The 16974-nt window shown below is 63.3% G+C and carries 21 protein-coding genes; 9 read left to right on the plus strand and 12 right to left on the minus strand.

The window, feature by feature from the left end; genetic code table 11:
- Window positions 1–11: 11 nt before the first annotated feature.
- The gene (locus HWN36_RS07505; protein ID WP_246269870.1) at window positions 12–686 is read left to right on the plus strand and encodes an ABC transporter ATP-binding protein; all 675 of its coding nucleotides are present in this window, start codon (window positions 12–14) and stop codon (window positions 684–686) included.
- Entirely contained in the window at window positions 683–1840 is a 1158-nt protein-coding gene (locus HWN36_RS07510) for an ABC transporter permease (protein WP_176788782.1), read from the plus strand. The genes HWN36_RS07505 and HWN36_RS07510 overlap by 4 nt, the downstream gene beginning before the upstream one ends.
- Before the next feature lie 20 nt (window positions 1841–1860).
- Here HWN36_RS07510 and HWN36_RS07515 read toward each other — a convergent pair whose 3' ends face one another.
- Window positions 1861–2343, minus strand: coding sequence for a HEAT repeat domain-containing protein (locus tag HWN36_RS07515; protein WP_176788783.1), 483 nt, complete (start codon window positions 2341–2343; stop codon window positions 1861–1863).
- 214 nt (window positions 2344–2557) lie between these two features.
- On the opposite strand from HWN36_RS07515, the gene HWN36_RS07520 reads away from it, so the two are divergent.
- Window positions 2558–2977, plus strand: coding sequence for a hypothetical protein (locus HWN36_RS07520; RefSeq protein WP_176788784.1), 420 nt, complete (start codon window positions 2558–2560; stop codon window positions 2975–2977).
- A 41-nt stretch (window positions 2978–3018) separates the two neighbouring features.
- Here HWN36_RS07520 and HWN36_RS07525 read toward each other — a convergent pair whose 3' ends face one another.
- Both HWN36_RS07525 and HWN36_RS07530 read right to left on the minus strand, forming a co-directional pair.
- On the minus strand, window positions 3019–4248 hold the full coding sequence (locus HWN36_RS07525) for a DNA methyltransferase (protein WP_176788785.1): 1230 nt from the start codon (window positions 4246–4248) through the stop codon (window positions 3019–3021).
- A gap of 50 nt (window positions 4249–4298) precedes the next feature.
- Complete coding sequence (locus tag HWN36_RS07530; RefSeq protein ID WP_176788786.1) at window positions 4299–5414, minus strand: TIGR04084 family radical SAM/SPASM domain-containing protein; 1116 nt, start codon at window positions 5412–5414, stop codon at window positions 4299–4301.
- 454 nt (window positions 5415–5868) lie between these two features.
- Between HWN36_RS07530 and HWN36_RS07535 the strand changes: the two genes are divergently transcribed.
- On the plus strand, window positions 5869–6030 hold the full coding sequence (locus tag HWN36_RS07535; protein WP_176788787.1) for a rubredoxin: 162 nt from the start codon (window positions 5869–5871) through the stop codon (window positions 6028–6030).
- A 1-nt stretch (window position 6031) separates the two neighbouring features.
- Window positions 6032–6787, plus strand: a complete 756-nt coding sequence (locus HWN36_RS07540) for a hypothetical protein (protein ID WP_176788788.1) — start codon at window positions 6032–6034, stop codon at window positions 6785–6787.
- Here the strand turns inward: HWN36_RS07540 and HWN36_RS07545 are convergent.
- Window positions 6742–7311, minus strand: a complete 570-nt coding sequence (locus HWN36_RS07545; protein ID WP_176788789.1) for a flavodoxin family protein — start codon at window positions 7309–7311, stop codon at window positions 6742–6744. The genes HWN36_RS07540 and HWN36_RS07545 overlap by 46 nt on opposite strands.
- 75 nt (window positions 7312–7386) lie before the next feature.
- Window positions 7387–7974, minus strand: a complete 588-nt coding sequence (locus HWN36_RS07550) for a protease inhibitor I42 family protein (protein WP_246269871.1) — start codon at window positions 7972–7974, stop codon at window positions 7387–7389.
- A gap of 237 nt (window positions 7975–8211) precedes the next feature.
- Here HWN36_RS07550 and HWN36_RS07555 point away from each other — a divergent pair, with 237 nt between their 5' ends.
- Window positions 8212–8661 carry a response regulator gene (locus HWN36_RS07555; protein WP_176788791.1) on the plus strand — a complete coding sequence of 150 codons (450 nt, stop codon included), beginning with the start codon at window positions 8212–8214 and terminating at the stop codon, window positions 8659–8661.
- A gap of 39 nt (window positions 8662–8700) precedes the next feature.
- Here the strand turns inward: HWN36_RS07555 and HWN36_RS07560 are convergent, their stop codons facing one another.
- Window positions 8701–9882 carry an MFS transporter gene (locus HWN36_RS07560; RefSeq protein ID WP_176788792.1) on the minus strand — a complete coding sequence of 394 codons (1182 nt, stop codon included), beginning with the start codon at window positions 9880–9882 and terminating at the stop codon, window positions 8701–8703.
- A 204-nt stretch (window positions 9883–10086) separates the two neighbouring features.
- A complete protein-coding gene (locus HWN36_RS07565) occupies window positions 10087–10749 on the minus strand; it encodes a phosphoribosyltransferase (RefSeq protein WP_176788793.1) in 663 nt (220 codons plus the stop codon).
- Window positions 10750–10912: 163 nt separating this feature from the next.
- On the opposite strand from HWN36_RS07565, the gene HWN36_RS07570 reads away from it, so the two are divergent.
- Window positions 10913–11458 (plus strand): YIP1 family protein, encoded by a 546-nt coding sequence (locus HWN36_RS07570; RefSeq protein ID WP_176788794.1) that lies wholly within the window; start codon window positions 10913–10915, stop codon window positions 11456–11458.
- Window positions 11459–11512: 54 nt separating this feature from the next.
- On the opposite strand, the gene HWN36_RS07575 is transcribed toward HWN36_RS07570, so the two are convergent.
- The 4 genes from HWN36_RS07575 to preA form a co-directional block, all read right to left on the minus strand.
- Window positions 11513–13210, minus strand: coding sequence for a bifunctional metallophosphatase/5'-nucleotidase (locus HWN36_RS07575; protein WP_176788795.1), 1698 nt, complete (start codon window positions 13208–13210; stop codon window positions 11513–11515).
- Window positions 13211–13489, minus strand: coding sequence for a type II toxin-antitoxin system RelE family toxin (locus tag HWN36_RS07580; RefSeq protein WP_343044953.1), 279 nt, complete (start codon window positions 13487–13489; stop codon window positions 13211–13213).
- Window positions 13479–13682, minus strand: coding sequence for a hypothetical protein (locus tag HWN36_RS07585; protein ID WP_176788796.1), 204 nt, complete (start codon window positions 13680–13682; stop codon window positions 13479–13481). Before HWN36_RS07585 ends, HWN36_RS07580 begins: the two co-directional genes overlap by 11 nt.
- A gap of 101 nt (window positions 13683–13783) precedes the next feature.
- A complete protein-coding gene (gene preA / locus HWN36_RS07590; RefSeq protein WP_246269872.1) occupies window positions 13784–15043 on the minus strand; it encodes an NAD-dependent dihydropyrimidine dehydrogenase subunit PreA in 1260 nt (419 codons plus the stop codon).
- Between the two features lie 67 nt (window positions 15044–15110).
- Between preA and HWN36_RS07595 the strand changes: the two genes are divergently transcribed.
- On the plus strand, window positions 15111–15515 hold the full coding sequence (locus HWN36_RS07595) for a DUF4956 domain-containing protein (RefSeq protein WP_343044954.1): 405 nt from the start codon (window positions 15111–15113) through the stop codon (window positions 15513–15515).
- On the opposite strand, the gene HWN36_RS07600 is transcribed toward HWN36_RS07595, so the two are convergent.
- Window positions 15491–15865: a PRC-barrel domain-containing protein gene (locus HWN36_RS07600; protein WP_176788797.1), complete on the minus strand. Its 375-nt coding sequence runs from the start codon at window positions 15863–15865 to the stop codon at window positions 15491–15493. The genes HWN36_RS07595 and HWN36_RS07600 overlap by 25 nt on opposite strands.
- 322 nt (window positions 15866–16187) lie before the next feature.
- Between HWN36_RS07600 and HWN36_RS07605 the strand changes: the two genes are divergently transcribed.
- Complete coding sequence (locus HWN36_RS07605; protein WP_176788798.1) at window positions 16188–16466, plus strand: peptidylprolyl isomerase; 279 nt, start codon at window positions 16188–16190, stop codon at window positions 16464–16466.
- Window positions 16467–16974 lie beyond the last annotated feature (508 nt).

Here is a 16974-nt window from a genome sequence, read left to right on the forward strand (position 1 = left end):
AACAGAATCGCATGGGCACACCGGTCATCAGACTCGAAGAGGTAAGGAAGGTCTATCCCCGCCCTGCAGGGGACGTTGTGGCGCTGAACGGCGTCTCCCTCTCCATCGAGGAGGGCGAGTTCGTGGCGATCATGGGCGCCTCGGGCTCGGGCAAGTCCACCCTCCTCAACCAGCTCGGCTGCCTGGACGTCCCGACCTCGGGCCGCCTCCTCATCGACGGCACCGACGTTCGGGACCTCAGCGACATCGAGCTCACCAACCTCAGGCGGGACGCGATCGGGTTCATCTTCCAGAAGTTCAACCTCATCCCCCTGCTCACCGCCTACGAAAACGTCGAACTCCCCCTGATCATGAAGCACCGGCACCGCGATGTCTCGGGCCGCCCGGCCGAGCTCCTGCGGAAGGTGGGGCTTGAAGGCGAGATGATCACCCACACGCCCCCTGAACTCTCAGGCGGGCAGCAGCAGCGGGTGGCGATCGCGCGGGCGCTCGCAAACGACCCCCGTATCCTGCTCGCCGACGAACCCACCGGGAACCTGGACTCAAGGACCGGGACGCAGATCATGGACCTGCTGGCCGACCTCCACCAGGAGGGGCGGACGATCGTGATGGTCACCCACGACGCCAGAACAGCCGCATATGCCGACCGGGTCGTCACCATCTCTGACGGGAGGATCGCCCGATGATCTTCTCCAGGATCCTCTTCGACCTTGCGACGCGGAACGTCCGGCTCCACTTTCTCCGCTCTCTCCTGGCGGCCGTCGGGATCGTCATCGGCGTGCTCGCCATCACGGCGATGGGGATGATGGGCTCGACCCTCCAGCTCTCTGTCTCGTCCCAGCTCTCGGAGGGCGCGAACGCCCTTGTCGTCTACCCGCATATGACCTCAGGGAGCGACGAGGGGATCACCGGGCGGCAGCTCCGGGACATCAAACTCTCGGCCGGGACAAACCCGGTGATCCCGATCATGTCGGGCTCCGACCGGATCACCGTCGGCTCGAAGAACGGGTATGCAAGCGTATACGGCCTCGACCCCGGCGACATCGGGGAGATCGCCGAGGTCGATCAGGGAGTGTCTGTCCGCGGCGGCGAAGGCGCCCTCGTCGGCCCTGCCCTGGCAAGGGAGTACGACATGCGCGTCGGGAGCCGGATCATTCTCGGTTTTGAGGGTGGCCGGAGCCTCAGGGTCGTCGGTATCCTGAAAGAGTCCGGGTTTTCCGGGGCGATGATGACCGACAACGCCATCGTCGTGGCGGAAAACACCTTCACCTCGATCTACGGGGACAAAGGCTACAGCATGGTCCAGATCCTCGTCAAGGACCTCTCGGCAATCGACCGGGTGAAGGAGAGCATCGAGTCCAAGATGAACCGGCGCGAGGATACGGTGACGGTCTGGGACTCCCGCGCCTTCCTGGACATGGTCAACCAGGCCCTCGGGAGCATCTCCCTCTTCGTGATGGCGATCGGCGGGATCTCCCTCATCGTGGCGGCGGTGAGCATCTTCAACGTGATGCTGATGTCGGTCTCGGAGCGGATCAAGGAGATCGGGATCCTGCGGAGCATCGGGGTGCAGAAGCACGAGATCAGTTTAATATTCCTGTACGAGGCGGTGATCCTGGGCGTTGCGGGCTCGTTCTTCGGTGCCCTGGTGAGCCTGATCGGCGGATACCTGCTGGTCTCCTTCATGTTCGGGGACACGACCTTCTTCTTCGCCCCGCAGACACTGGTGTACGTCCCGACTGGCATGGGGATCGGGATTGGCGTCTGCCTGCTCTCAGGCGTCTACCCGGCGCTGCGGGCGGCACGCCTCAACCCGATCGAGGCGCTCGGCGCAGAATAAAACAGGTGCGGAGCGGCCCCTCAGGACCCCTCCGCGAGCAGGCCGATATACCCCCTGGCCTCCTCGCTCTCTTTTTCAAGGGTCTTTTCAAGGGCTTTGAGTCCCTCTTCGTCAGCGAACCTGATCAGGCACGCGGCCGCCATCCAGCGGCATGAGTCGCGGGAGTCCTCGAGGGCTTTGATCAGCGGCTTTACGGCCTTTCGGTCCCCGATCTCCTGCAGGGCCCAGGCCGCGGCGCTCCTGGTCTCGGGCCGCTCGCTGGCGAGGGCGCCGATCAGGGGATCGACGGCTTTGTTTCCTGCCCGGGTCAGTCCCATGGCCGCCCGCCACCGCTCTTCGAGATCGCCCTCGAGGAGGAGCGGCATCAGGCGCCTGACCCCTTCGTCGCCGTGGGCCCCGAGTTTCCATGCGGCGGCGACCCGCTCGCTCGCCGCCCCGCTTCGCACTTTATCGGCGATCCCGTCAAGATCGCCTGCGGACTCCATCTCTTCAATCCTTCCCATTCTTCCCCCCTCCGCCGCACCCGTGCGGCATTCCCTCATTATCCTGAGAAAATATTATGATTTGCGAGGAGATGTTGGAATGCACATCTGCCATGCACCAGAGCATGGCATCATTTCGAAGAGTATATATTGGCTCTGGATTCATGGTGAATGGGGAACTCGAGAGATCCCCGCCCCCACGCTGCCGGGAAGAGATCCCCGGGGTGAGCAAGCTATGAGCGACATTACCATTCGTATTCCGTTTCCTTTTGATGACGACGGGTTTATTGCCAGGACCTGCCCGTCCTGCGCACGGACCTTCAAGATGCAGCTGAACGAACAGGAGATTGAGCGCATCTCCAAGGCGCGCCTGAACTCGTTCAACGTACTGAACTCGAACCGCCTCTATGCCTTTGAGGAGGACTCGGGCACTGATTACTCCTGCCCGTACTGCGGGTTCACCGCCCCGGTGCACCGCTGGTGGACGCACGACCAGCGCAGCTATATCCAGGTGCATGCGAGCATGGTGATCAGGGACATCCTCCTGCGCGACCTTGCGCGCGGCGACGTATCCGGTGCGGGCCATTCCGCCGGGACGTATTCGACCAGGCTCAAGATCCTGGCGAAACGCGAGATGTCCCTCTCCTTCCCCTGAGGGGAGGGCCCGGATCCATTTTTTTCCTGACCCCGCCGGGGTCACGCCGCCTTTCTGAACAGGACGATCCTGTTCGTGTTCGTCCCGGCGTTGTTGTTGTTTACGCCCCAGATATTGGAGGTCTTCGTGAACTCCTGGACGTTGGCCAGGACGCCCGGACATTCGAAGCCTGCACCGAGACCGAGCGGGATCACGTGCTCGTCCAGGCGTATCTTCCCTTTGTTCACCTCGCCGACCTCGAAGGCGACATACCCGCCGCCGGTCGTGATCCTGTAGAGTTCCCTGAAGACGTCGCTCATGACAGCGGACCAGGCTTCGACGGTCCTCGCCATCGTGATCTGTCCTGCGATCTGCTCCGTGTCCAGGGCGTTGAACCAGCACCGCAGCCAGTTGTCCTTTGAATACTGGACGATGTTCAAGAACGGGGGCGAGGTGACCGTCACCCTGACCGAATTGGCTCTGATCTCCCGGGTCGATCTCGCGTCCCCATGCAAGAACAGGGCCGTTTTCCCTGCGGCATTCAGGGCGTCGATCTGATCAGGGGTGAGGTTTCGCACCAGGCTCCTGGACTTTTTCAGGATGAGCCCTTTTGTATTCCTGTATTCGGGCGCCTGACTCCGCTTCTCGTTGATCTTTCTCTGGCTCTCCTGCGATACCGCCTGGTTCGGGGGCAGCGTATAGACCGAGAAAAAACCCCTGGAGTGTCCGGTCAGCCGGTTTGTGGCGACCATCCTGATCCAGCGGTCGACGGCGTCCTCGGTGCCGTCGGTGCGCCGCGCCGAGAGGTAGTCTCTCAGGGAGACGATCTCCGCCTCGGTCTTCGGGTGGTAGAACATCGAGAGGTCGATATCGGCGCACTCATCCCCGCCGGTCTCGATCTCCTCCAGTCTCCGGGCGACCTCGTCTATCGCCGGGATATGCAGCCGCGGTTCTGTGAGGATCCTGCTCAGGGGGTTGGTGTCGTTTGAGATGACCTTTCGTTTCAGCAGCGCCGCCTCGATCGCCGTCGTCCCCCGGCCGCCGAAGGGGTCGTAGACGGTCTCCCCCTCGGCCGAGAGCCATTTTATAAAAAAGGCCGGGAGCTGGGGTTTGAAGCAGGCGCGATACGATATCTCATGGATCGATGAGGTCTGTCGCTGTCCGGCCGTCCAGTACTCGTTGACGTACCGGGGATAGCGCCCTTCGCCGATGGCGATCTCCTCGACCTCGGTCGCCTGCGAAGCGGAGAGGGTGTAATCCATCAGGTATCGGCGAATCTCATCGTTTTCCATACGTTCTCTCTCTATCTTTCGGCCGGGCCGTTATGATGGTATTGCCCGGTTCACGGGATGATCTCGCAGCCGTTGTAGTGCTCGAAGGAGAAGTCCTCGGTCGAGATCACGCCATCGTCGATGAGGCGGCGCACGGCAGGGACTGCCCCGACGAGGGCGTCGCGGAGGTTCCTGACCGTCCCGCAGACGACGCTTCGCCCTTCGACGGGCCAGGGGCGGAGGATGTTGGAGTACAGGCATCGCCCCCCGCAGAACCCGGCGATATCGCAGGTGGTGCAGGGCTCTCCCACCGGGGCGACCCTGAGATCGGCCGGGGCGGTCGTCGAGATATGCCCGAGGTACCAATCCGTCATTCCGGCCATACATGGGCAGGGGACGATCGTGCCGTCGGTCATCACCGTGTAGTTCATATATCCGCAGCCGCAGCGCAGGCGGCTCTCCTGCCCTGAAAGGAGGTCGGCCATGCATCCGAGGAAGGGGTACCACCGCGGCACCCTCCCGGCCTCCATCTCGCCGACCCATCGCCTGACCAGGCGGCGGATGCCGGGGTTGTAGGACTCCTCCGCCCAGCGGGCGAAGTCCCGGCGGGCCCAGTCGCCCCAGAAGTTGGCGTCGATCTGCCAGTGGATCGCCGAGAAGGGGTTCTCCTCGATCCTATCGAGGTGGAGGACCGCCTCCTCGATATCGGTCTCCTCGTCGGCGGTCATCCGGGCGATGAGTTCGCCCGCGTAGCCGCCGGCGCGGAGCGCCCGCACGTTCTTCATCACCGTCGCATAGACGCCGGCGCCGCGGTGTACGTCGGTGAGGGCTTGCGGGCCGTCGATTGAGACGAGTACCGTCGAGAAGCGGTTGACGATTTCGCGCTCAAGCCGGTGGAGGAGGAGGCCGTTGGTCTGGATCATGAACTGGCAGGGCGGGGCGTGCTCCATGATCTCTCTGATCAGGTCTGATCTCAGGAGGGGCTCGCCGCCGTAGAAGGTGAGGACTGGAGAGGTGTCCTGTCCCAGGAAACGGTAGAGGCAGGCGAGATCGAAGTCGAGGTCGGGCGGGATGTTCTCGTCCACCGCCGCCTCCCTCTCCGGGGGGTCGCTCTCCTCGAAGTCCTTTGCCCGGCAGTACGAGCAGCAGAGGTTGCAGGCGTCGGTGAGGATGAGGTGGTAGTACATCCTCCTACAGGTTTGGGCGGGCGGCCGATAAATCCTCGCGGCAGATTGGATGAGAGGGTCTCCTCTCTCCGGGCTGTGCGACGCATTGCCGGCGATCCCCACGGAATAGGGGTTTTTAACGATCAGGTGTTTCATCGGGGCGCGACGATCTTCATACGCGATCGGGTCGAGGTATTCCACGTAGTTTGAGTGGCCGTCGGTGTCGACGAGGTTCGGGTCGGTGGTGTGCCATCTGCCGAAGCCGTCGCGCTTAGTCGTGCTCCTCGTCGTCGTTGGTCAGGGTTGCGAAGGGGGTGTTCGTCTGGCCGCTGGAGACCTGCACCGTCAGGGAAACAGGGCGGCACCCTGATCAACAACACCCAGATCTGCGGGGGGTGCGAAAGCATGCACGTCTGGCACCGTTCTCTGCACGGATTTCAAAACCCATAAATACCATTGTGCCCTCCTTCGCACCATGGACATGTACAAGTGCACAAAGTGCGGCTATATCTATAATCCTGTCTCCGGCGACGCCTCCCAGAACATCCCGCCAAAAACGCCCTTTGAAAAACTCCCCGAGACCTGGCTCTGCCCGAGATGCGGTGCCACAAAGAAGGTCTTCGTTGTCGTATCCTAGAATGGAACCTGAAGAGGGGCCGGTCGCCTTCATCGACATGGAGTTTGGCCATGTCTACGGGACGCACCGAAAAATCGTCATGCCCATCGAGGTCGGCGTGGTCACCTACGATCCCGTAGCCGACTGCGCTGCGTTTGTGGGACGAACCTTCGCCCATGACCTCGAGGTCGAGATCTGGCGGAGCAGCACCGACAACCTCGGCCGCCGGACCGGCGTTATGACCACGGTGGCAAACCCGGGACAGGGAACCGGCGGCCTCCCGTACGACCCGCGCTTCAGGCTCAATCGGGCCGGTTGGCGGGAGGCGCGGGCGGCTGCGGCCTCCTCCTTCGCCGATCTCGCCCTCTTCATGGACGCCCTCTGTGCCAGGCACGATCCGGCTGCGTTCACCTTCTTTGCCCGGAGCATGGAGTGCCGGGCCCTCGACCGGGCCGGGTTCGACCTCGGGCCGTACGCCTGCACCGACCTCCAGCGCGAGGTCGGGGCGGCGCTCGGGATGAAAAATTTCCTCTCGCTCGATCGCGCCGGATGCATCATCGGGTTTGGAAAGGGCGCCGGCGCCATCAGGTCGAAGCATTACCGCTACCCGGTTCCCGATCGATACTCTCCGTTCCTGAGTCCGCACCGGGCGGTCGGCGACGCCGCCCGGATCTTTCTCCTCGCCCGGGAGTTCTATGCCAGCCGGGAGTCGTTCCTGGAGGAGGCCGAGGCCTACTTCTCGGTCTGCGACGGGACCAGCGCCTGCCCCAGGGCATAGGCCCGCGCCATCAGCGCCTCGTCCTTCGCGGCGTCGCCCGCGTCCAGCATCCCGGCGGCGATCAGCGGGGCCGCCACACGGAAGCCGAAGAACTCCAGGGTCACCGAGAAATGGGTGGCCATCGGCGCATAGACGTCAGGGTTTACGTCGCCCTGCGGCAGGACGAGGGCGGCCGTCTTTCCGGGCGAGAGGCGGGTGGTGAAATCGTCGTTGAGGAAAGCGTACCAGCGGTCGATGAAACTCTTCGCCGTCCCGGTGATCATCCCGAAATAGACCGGCGACCCCAGGATGATCCCGTCCGACTCCCTGATCGCCGCGTAGAGTTCTTCCATGCCGTCGTTGAGCCGGCACGCCCCGGCACGTTTGCAGAACCCGCACCCCTGGCAGTCGCGGAAAGCGACGTCGTTGAGATAGATAAGCCTGGTCGCCGCCCCTGCCTCCTCCGCTCCCGCGAGGGCCTGCCTGACAAGCACATCGGTGTTCCCCCCTTTTCTCGGGCTTCCGACAAATCCGGTGATCTTCATCTCGATCCTCACCCCCCATATCATCTCCTCCTATATCAATGGTCCCGGAAAAAAAGAGAGGGTGAAGTTGCCGCCTCAGGCGACGGTGAAGGAGAGGGAGAAGGTCTCGTCCTGGGCGGTGGCGTTCTCCCAGGGGCGTTTGTACACCGCGGAGAAGGTCTGGTCCCCGGTGCCGTCGGCCCTCAGGATCCAGGTCCGCGTCCCGCCGACACCGACCATGCCCGCAGGGTGCTCATCCACGACATAGGTGTCGTTTAAGAGGGTGAGCCCGGCGGAGAGGGTGGCGTTCCACCCGTAACCGGTCGTCGGGTTCTCCGCAAGGGCGATCGCGACGATGTCGCCCTTCGTGACGTCGACCACTGTCCCGTTCGCCGTCTCGTTGTAGGCTCCCATTGCCGCACGGTAGACCGCCCATTCGTCGGCCTCCATGCCGTTGCCGAAGATGCAGACACCGTACTCTCCTCCTGAGGCGTCTTTTCGGATCTCATAGCCGTATCCCATCTGCTCGCACCATACGGCGGCAGGGTTCGCCATCCCGACGGACCCGTTCTCCGTCGGCGTCGGCGTTGTTGCGTCCGCCGGTTCCCCTCCGGTGCAGCCTGCGCCGAGGATGCAGGCGCAGAGCAGGAGTGCGGCGGCGGTTCCAAGCACCATTCGCTTCATGCAACAACCTCTTCCCTGAGAGGGATAAAGGATTCCATGACTGCGAGGAATTTCGCAGCGATACCGGGGAGATGAGGGGTGAATACGGCCCCAATACGGTGCCATATATATTACTCCGAGTTATTACCTGAAATTTTCGGGAATCCGGATTTAAAAATAAACTGATGGATAATTCATTGAATTTTAATGTCGGAATATATCGAAAATCATATATATTACGGTTGTACACTACCTCTCATGAGCCCCCACACCGGAGAGGCCATCAGGGTCCTCACCGTGGACGACGATCCAGCGTTGCTTGACACGATCAGTCTTTATCTTGAGAACATCGGAGGATTTGAGGTTTCCAGTACAGGGTCGCCGGGAGACGCCCTGAACAGGCTGGAGGCCGAGTACTTCGATATCTGCATCTCAGACTACGATATGCCGGAGATGAACGGCGTCCAGCTCCTCGGGCGGATCAGGAGGGAGGGGAACCCCGTCCCGTATATCCTGATCACCGGAAGCTTCTCAGATGGTCTTGAGCGGCGCGCCCGCGGCGCCGGGGCGTCGGACGTCCTCCAGAAAAGCGGCGTCAGCATGAAATTCTACACCGACCTCATCGCCGCCGTCAGGGGGGCGGTCGAGAGATTCCGGGGCGGTGGGGTCTCCGGAATGGCCGAGTGCTGTTCTGGTGTGAGGGTCTGAACCCGGCCGGGGCTCAGGGAAACGACTCTCCACTCTTTTTTATGCGGCACTTCTGCCCGTTCCGATAAAGACTGCGGCGATACCGGCGGCAAGAACGGCCGGCAGGAGAAAACCCGCGGCGTAGCCTGCGATGGCGATGACTGCCCCGGCGACGAGCGGCCCTGATGCGTGCCCGATGTCCATGATCGCGCTGAGGGCGCCGACCGAGGCGCCGAGGCGCTCGCGGTCAGAGAGGTCGGCGATGTAGGCCCCGGTCGATACCGTGACCAGGGAGAGGGCAAGCCCGAAACAGATGCCGACCGCCATCACCACCGGGACGGCGACGGTGAAGGCGAGAGCAGCGATGCAGCCCCCTTCTGCAAGAAGCCCGGCGACGATCTGGATCCGCCTGCCCTTCTGATCCGGGAGGGCGCCGAAAAACGGTTTGGAGACGGCGACGGCGACAACCTGGAGGGCAAAGAGGAGACCTATCAGGTACTCCTGGACACCGGCGGCGATGAGATACAGCGGGAGCCAGATCTCGAAGATCCCGAAGGTGAAGTACGCTGCCATCTCCACGAGGGCTGTGGAGAGGAGGGGCGGGCTCTGCAAAAATCCTCGCAGGCTTGCTGTGAAGGAGACCGTCTGCCCCTTTGCCCCGGCCGGACCCCCCGGTGCGTCTTTCAGGGTGAGCACCAGGAAGAGCACCGGGATCGCTGCGAGGAATGCGGCGCCATAGACCAGATGATAGGCGGTGAATCCGGCCGCCGCAGCCGAGGCCGAGAGGATGATCCCGCCGACGAGCGGCGCCGCCGTCCGCCCCACAAGGGTTGCCGACGAGTAGATTCCGCTCATCTCCCCCTTTGCCTCAGGGTAGGCGGTGTAGATCGTGATCAATGCCACCGGCCCCAGGATCGCCGTCGCCAGGCCGTGGAAAAATCTGACCGGGATGAGCCAGAGGGGATCGGCGACGAAGAGGTAGAGGAGCGGGGCGGTGAGAAAGACGAGGGCCGATGCGGTGAGTAACCGTTTTGCGCCGATGCGGTCGGCGAGCACGCCCACCGGAAAGGATAAGAGGATCCCTGCGGCCGGTGAGACTGCCGCGATCAGCCCGATCGTCACCTCGCCGGCGCCGAGGGCCTGGGAGAAGAGGGGCAGGACCGGGTTTTTCGAGATCGTGGTGGAGAAGATCGCAAAGAACCCGATTACTGAGAGTGCGGTGATCAGGCTGGAGCGGCGCATGGAGATCAGAGTCTCTGCCGCTGGCGGTGGTATAGATTGCGATCTGGCGGCGTCACCCTTTTTCTTCCAGGAACTGTCGCAGGAGGTCTCTCTGCCGCGCCGTCCTGGCACGGGGGATCGAGACGGTGACCCTGACCAGCAGGTCGCCCCGTCCTTACCGGCCGCCATTCCGTCTGTTGGGGGAAATAACGGTTGTTGTCGCCCTCACTCGCGGGGCGCGAGCAGGTAGCGCGGGCCGTCCTGCACCGCCCGGCCCGCGGCGACCAGGTCGGCGAGGGCTTCGAGGATCTCCTCCTCGCCGGCGAGGAGGCCGTACCTCCCGGCCAGGATCGCCCTGATCTCCGCCATTTCGGCGGGTTCGTCGGCAAGCACCTTGCCGGTGAAGCCGAAGACGTCCTCGTGGCGGGCCCAGGGGAAGATCACCCAGTGCCACGACGGGGCGAACTCGGCGTGGTAGTCAGGGGCGACCCCGCAGACCTGTTTGTGGACGAGCACCCCGGTCCTGATCTCGCCTGCCCCGCGGCCCTCCAGGTGGTCGAGCGCTGCCGTGAGGGTATCGCCGGTGTCGGTGACGTCGTCGACGACCAGGATGGCGAGACCGGTAATGTCGTCTGCAAGGGGGCGGCGGACCACGGCCCGCTCGTTTTTGTGCTCGGCCGTCCCCCAGTGCTCGACCCTGATGCCGGCCAGGTCCATGATCAGGAGTTCGTCGCAGACGATTCTTGCCGGGACATAGCCGCCGCGGCCGACGGCGACGACGAGGTCGGGGCGAAAGCCCGAGGCGCGGACCTTCGCCGCCAGGGTGCGGGAGAGAGAGACGGCCCGCTCCCAGGTGACGGCGTCGCAGGTGAAGGTTTCCGGGATCATTGAGGAGGGATGGGAGAGACGGGATATAAAGGTGGGGGAGGGGACCGTGATCTTTTAAAATCCCGTTCCTGCCGGATTTCACGCAGATTTTATCATAGCCCGATTATGAAGCCGATCTGGATCAATCAAATCTTTATTCCATTCAGAACCAACATTGCACACTATGATCGACACCATCGTCGCCAGGGTGAAAGGATTTTTCCTGGAACCCGTTGAAACATTCCGGCAGTCAAAAAATGATGAACCTCGTGCCGTATTCACGTATTTCGGCGCGCTCCTCCTCTTCTACGCCGTCATCTCCTCGCTGGTCCGCGCCGTCTTCGGGACCGGTGGAGCGGTCGGGATCGTCGCCGACCTGATCATGACGGTCATCGGCGGCTTTGTCGGCATGCTCGTCTTCGCTGCATGGGTGCACCTCTGGGTCTACGTCGTCGGCGGGCGCGAGGGGATCATGCAGACCGTGAACGCACTCTTCTACGGGAGCACGCCCGGCCTCCTCCTCGGCTGGATCCCGTTCGTCGGCATCATCTTCTCGCTCTGGTCGCTGGTGCTGTACGTCCTCGGCATCCGCGACCTCCAGGGGATCAGCACCGCACGGGCGGTCATCGGCGTGGCGATCGCCGTCGTCATCCCGCTCGTCCTCATCGCCCTCCTCGCCGCCTATTTCATGGTCTCGGTCGTGAGCGTGACGACGCCGGTCCCGATGTAAGACGAACGGGCCCATAACCAGAATACTCTTTTTTTGAACGGCGATCCGGCGCCTTCACGCCGTTTTCGCGATCCGGGTCAGTTCGCGCACCTCCACCGGGGCGGGGAGCGTTCTCATGTACGAGACCAGGGCGTCGACGTCGACCGGGCCGTAGACGATATCGGTGCCGTTTGTAAAGACGGTGTAGCTGTCGCCGCCGCCGGCCAGGAAGTCGACCATCGCCGCCGTGTAGTTCGCGGCCGGGTCGATGGGCGTGCCGTTCACCAGGACGGCGGTGACCCGTTCGCCGGCTGGCTTTTCATCGTCGTAGGTGTACGAGAGCCCGGAGACCGCCAGGTTGTGGGGCGGCAGCGGCGCCTCCCACTGCCGCTCCAGGGCGTCTTCGACCTCCGCCCCGGTCAGCGTCATCGAGAGCACGCTCGAGGAGAAGGGCTGCACGGCGTAGAGATCGCCCCAGGTGACATTACCCTTCGCGATATCTGCCCTCAGGGACCCGGTGGTGACAAAGGCGATCTCGGTGCCCATCGCCGCCCGCTGGCCGTCAGCGACGAGGTTGCCGAGTGCGCATTCGCCGGCGCCTGTCTGCTCCCGGGTGATGTCGGCCTGGGCCGTCGTGACGATCCGCTCGGTCATCGGCCCGACCGTCTCTTCGACGGCGGCGAGGAAGGCGGATGCTTCGGGATCGGGAGTGGTGCCGGGCGGGCGGTCCGCATATGCCCGGACGATCTCGGCCGATTTCTCGACGATATCGCCTGAGACGGGATCGATGAAGAGATCGACGTCGGCGAACGCCCTGCTGTAACTGTACGCCTGCGTCACGAGCACCGGGTTTTTCCCGGCGTTCTCCAGGTAGGCGTTGGTGAACGCATGGGTATGGGCCGAGAGGACGACATCGACGTCAGGGTCGAGGGCGGCGACGATCTCGGTGACCCTGCCGGTGACGGTGCCCCCGTCCCCTGTCGGGCCGTCGTAGGCCTCCTGCTCACCGCCCTCGTGGAGGAGGACGACGATGGCGTGCACGCCCGCCTGCTGGATCTCGGGGACGTAGCGGTTGATCGATGTAGCCTCGTCCTCGAAGACGACGCCCTCGAGGTTCGCCTGCTTCTGGATCGTGGGGGTCTCGACGGTGTCGGCGCCGATGAAGGCGATCCGCACGCCGCCGGCGTCCAGGATCACGCAGGGATCTACGAGGGGCGTGCCGTTCGCCTCCCAGAGGACGTTCGACGAGACGAAGGTCATGTTCGAGCCCGGATAGGGGTCGACCAGGTGGGTGATGTTCGTCGCACCGTTCCCGCCCTCGATCTTCCGCATCAACTCTTCCGTGCCCTTATCGAACTCGTGGTTGCCGAAGGTGGCGATCATGGTGTACGGCCCGCCGGGCGAGTCCTCGGCGAGGGCGTTGAAGAAGAGCATCGTGGGCTCGTCCAGGAGGAGGCCGGACTCCGGGGGCGATGCGCCGACCACGTCGCCGGGGAGGGCGATGAGCGTCGCCGCCGCTCCGTCGTCGACGAGAGCGGCTTCGAGGTACGATGCGAGCACCGGGGCGCTGCCGGCCGCCTCGCAGTCGAGTTTCTGCCCTGCGGACACCTGCCCGTGGAAATCGTTGACCGCCAGGACCTGGACGTGCACCGGCGCGGGTTGTACCTGATAGGGGAGTGCGACGAGGAAGAGGAGGATGCAGACGAGGACGGCGGCGCCGATGACGGCCTGCTGCCGGGCGGGTCTGCCGCTGAGGGGGAAGATGGGGGGCATTTAAAAATCCCCATACTTCTTATGCGCCTGTTCGTTCGACATCACGGTGAGGACCAGCACCTCCTGCTCAGGTTCGCGGATCCGGTAGAACGCGGTGTAGGTGCGGCCGATATGAAGGCGATAGGTGTCGTCGCGCCCCTGCACATGGAGGCGTTCCCTGTCGCCGCCGCTGCCGGGGCACGGGTCTACGGCAAGAGCGGCCAGTTTCTCCATGATGACACGCCGGCTCTTCGGGCTGAGGCGTTGAAGAGCGATGTTGACCGTGCGATCAATCAGCACCCGGTACGTCAACGTCCAGCTCCACGAAATCCCCCTCTTCTTCGATGCGGTCCATATCCTCGATGAAACGCCGCTTCTTTTCCTGCTCGATCATCGCGGCGAGGAGATCGTCATAGGTCTGCCCGGCCCCCTTCAGGGCGGAGAGATCGGCCCACACCCCCTCTGATACCGGCACGCGTTTCGTGGCAGCCATTGCAGGATTGTAAGGATTGATCCTATTTACCATGATCGACCGAACCCGCACGGTCCAGCATGAAGCCCGTCGATCGTGTACGGGCACACGAGACGCCCTGCCTACGCCGCCAGACCCTTCCCCGATAGGCGTGTGGCCGCCGACCTCCCGTTCACCTCCGAGCGGGGCCGCACGACCATCACGCCCTCCGGGCATACGAGGGAGCACAACCCGCAGCCGTCGCACCGGCCCTCATCGACCGCCACCCGCCGGTCGGCGATCGAGATCGCACCAGACCCCCCGTCCCGGCAGGCGGTGACGCAACGGCCGCAGACGGTGCAGTTCTGCACCGACTCCGCACGGGCCGAGCAGGCGGCATCCCGCGAGAGGGCCTCATGCGTCCCGAGGCGAGGAAGGGCCAGACCCCGCAGGGCACCCGGCCCGGAGAGGCCCCGCTCTGCCAGGTAGCCGGAAAGTCCCTCGGCGAGGCCGCGGACGATCCCGGCCCCGCTCCACATCACCGCGGTGCAGACCTGGACCGCCGACGCCCCCACCGCGAGGTACTCGGCCGCATCCTGCCAGCGCGAGATCCCGCCGATACCCATGATCGGGACCGGGAGTTCCCGTGCAATCTGCGAGACGATGCGGAGCCCGATCGGTTTTGTCGCCGGGCCGGAATATCCCCCGTAGGTCCCGGCCCCGGCCACCGACGGGAGGGGTTCGAGGGTGTCGAGGTCGACGCCCATCAGGCACTGCACCGTGTTGATCGCCGCAAGGATGTCGGCCCCGCCTGCCACCGCCGCCTTTGCGACAGGCAGGATGTCCGTCACGTTGGGCGTGAGTTTGACGATCAGAGGGACCTCGACGGCATTCCGCACGGCGTGCGTCACCTCCCTGACAAGATGAGGGTGCTGCCCGAGTGCGGCGCCGACGCCCAGTTCGGGCATGCCGTGGGGGCAGGAGACGTTCAGTTCGACCGCATCCGCCCCGGCATCGACAACGGCGCCGGCAAGGTCCCGCCACTCCGCCGGATCGGGCGAGGCCATGATGCTTGCGATCAGAACCTGCTCAGGGAACTCTTTTTTGATGGTGGCAATCTCCCCGGTCCAGCAGGCAAGGTCCCGCTTGCTGAGCAGTTCGATGTTCTCGAAGCCCAGGAGCCCGGCCCCCTCTCCTTTCCAGGCGGCAAAACGGGGCGAGACATCGGCGATCTCCATCGAATCCGGGACAATGGTCTTTGTCACCGCCCCTCCCCAGCCGAGCCGGAAGGCGTGCCTGATCTGGTCGCCCGACGCGGTCGGGGGGCCAGAGGCGAGCAGGAAGGGGTTGTCGAGCGAGAGGGTGCCGACAGTGGTTTTGAGCGTGGAGGGGGATGTGGGCATGTAATTTTTCCTTAACGGAGTGTCGCCGGGCGTCCTTATGTTTTTTGGGATCCTATCGAGAGTTTGAGTGACACATGGAAAATACGAAAACCTGCCGGTCCTGAACTCGATCCTGCTCAGGAGCGGGGTGTACGCGCAACTGCTCCTCTCGGACGCCGTGATCATCCTGATCATCTGGGCGCTGGAGAAGGGCCTCGGGTTCCGGCCAGAACTCAGGCGAAAGCAGGTCGTCTACGAGAAGATCGACCTCGTGCGGGCAGACCGCCGGGATGAGCTGATCGCCGATCTCAGGGAGCGGACCGGACTGAACGTCATCAGGTGCGAGGTCGAGCGGATCGATTTCCTCAGGGACACGGCGGAGATCAGCGTGTACTATGCCGGGGCCCGGTGGAGAAGAAGTGAGGAGGGGCTCTGCCCTCCCCTGCGGACTGTTTACCTGGCCCCTCCTTACCAGACCGGTTCGACCCCGTAGAAATGGTACACCCGTTCGAACCATGCGAGGTCGTCGGACCTCGGTGGGTTGCCCCTGTCGAAACTTGGAGCATTTTTAAACGTCTCCTCCCGGACTTTCAGGGTATATTCATCCTGTCCTGGCTCACGCGAGAGTGCCTGCCAGGGTACAGGGAAGTACTTCTCCCCGAGGCCCAGGATCCCGCCCGAGGAGATGACAGCGAAGGTGACCAGCCCGGAGGACGTATCGATCATCAGGGAATCGATCACGCCGAGGTGCTCTTCTGCCGCACTTTTCACCGAACTCCCGAGGATCCTGTCGATCATCTCCATCCTCGGGTAGACAACCGTTACCTGACTTGCAAAACTCATGTTCTATCCCCCCCCTCTCCTGCGGGCGGCCTGAACCGTCCGTAGAATGATGTCCCTGTTGTCAGGGGTGAATAAGTACGTTCCGGTGAGAGCGATGATTCAGAATAGAATGATCTGTCCGTGTTCCCTGATTGGTCGGCCGGGGTTCATGCCGATCTTCGGGATAGACTGAATGCGCCCGGGAAGAAGAGGGGGTTTATTGCGGGCCATACCGCGTATGGCACTGGCATCCTCCCGGTCGTTTTCACCGAAGAGGTGCTGAATACCATCAGCACTGGCCCCGACCGTTCCCCTGATATCGCCCGGCGTCCAACAGGTGAGCATGGTACAGTGCAACGCCTCCCACATCCTGGTGGGAACCATGGCAGAGGCGCAGGAGCTCATGCAGCGGATCAAGTCCGGCGAGAACTTCGAGGCCCTCGCCAGAAAACACTCGAAGTGCCCCTCGGGCAAGGACGGGGGAAAACTCGGCTGGTTTTCGAGGGGCCAGATGGTCGCACCCTTCGAGAAGGCCTGCCTCGCCGGGAAAGAGGGTGAGGTCGTCGGCCCGGTGAAGACCCAGTTCGGCTGGCACGTGATCAGGATCGACGGTAAGAAGTGAAGGGCCCGCCAGGGTGCGCTCTTTTTTCTGGTGGAACAGGGGCAGATCACCATCCGCCGCCTCTCCCGTTCTGTCGTTAAAGCCCCGGCAGGTCTCCCCGGGCCAGGGGAGAACCGGATCCGGTGGTTTTATATCTCTGCGCGCCGGAGTCATGGTGTCGGTCCTCCCTGAACTTGTGTTGGCGCACGATTCAATCCGGGGGCTGCCGTTCTTTCTTTTCTCAATCCGTCCTATTATATGTCATCGCCCGGAGGTGGGGCGGATCCTGTGGATCGGGAAAATAACCGTTTTGAGGACTATGTAGAAATGCCTGTCAAAACCTCATGATATTTATTACCTGTTCGTCGATAGAAGTCAGCAGTATATCCTCTGAAGGGTGTTTTTCGACAGAGCCAGTTTTTCGCGAGGATCTCACGCTATAGACGCGAAGGTTTGGGGGAAAATTGCAGGGATTCATTCTTCGCGGCCTTCGCGGCTTCGCGTGAGGGAACGGGAGGCCGGGTATGCC

This window comes from Methanofollis tationis (assembly GCF_013377755.1).
Lineage (GTDB): Archaea > Halobacteriota > Methanomicrobia > Methanomicrobiales > Methanofollaceae > Methanofollis > Methanofollis tationis.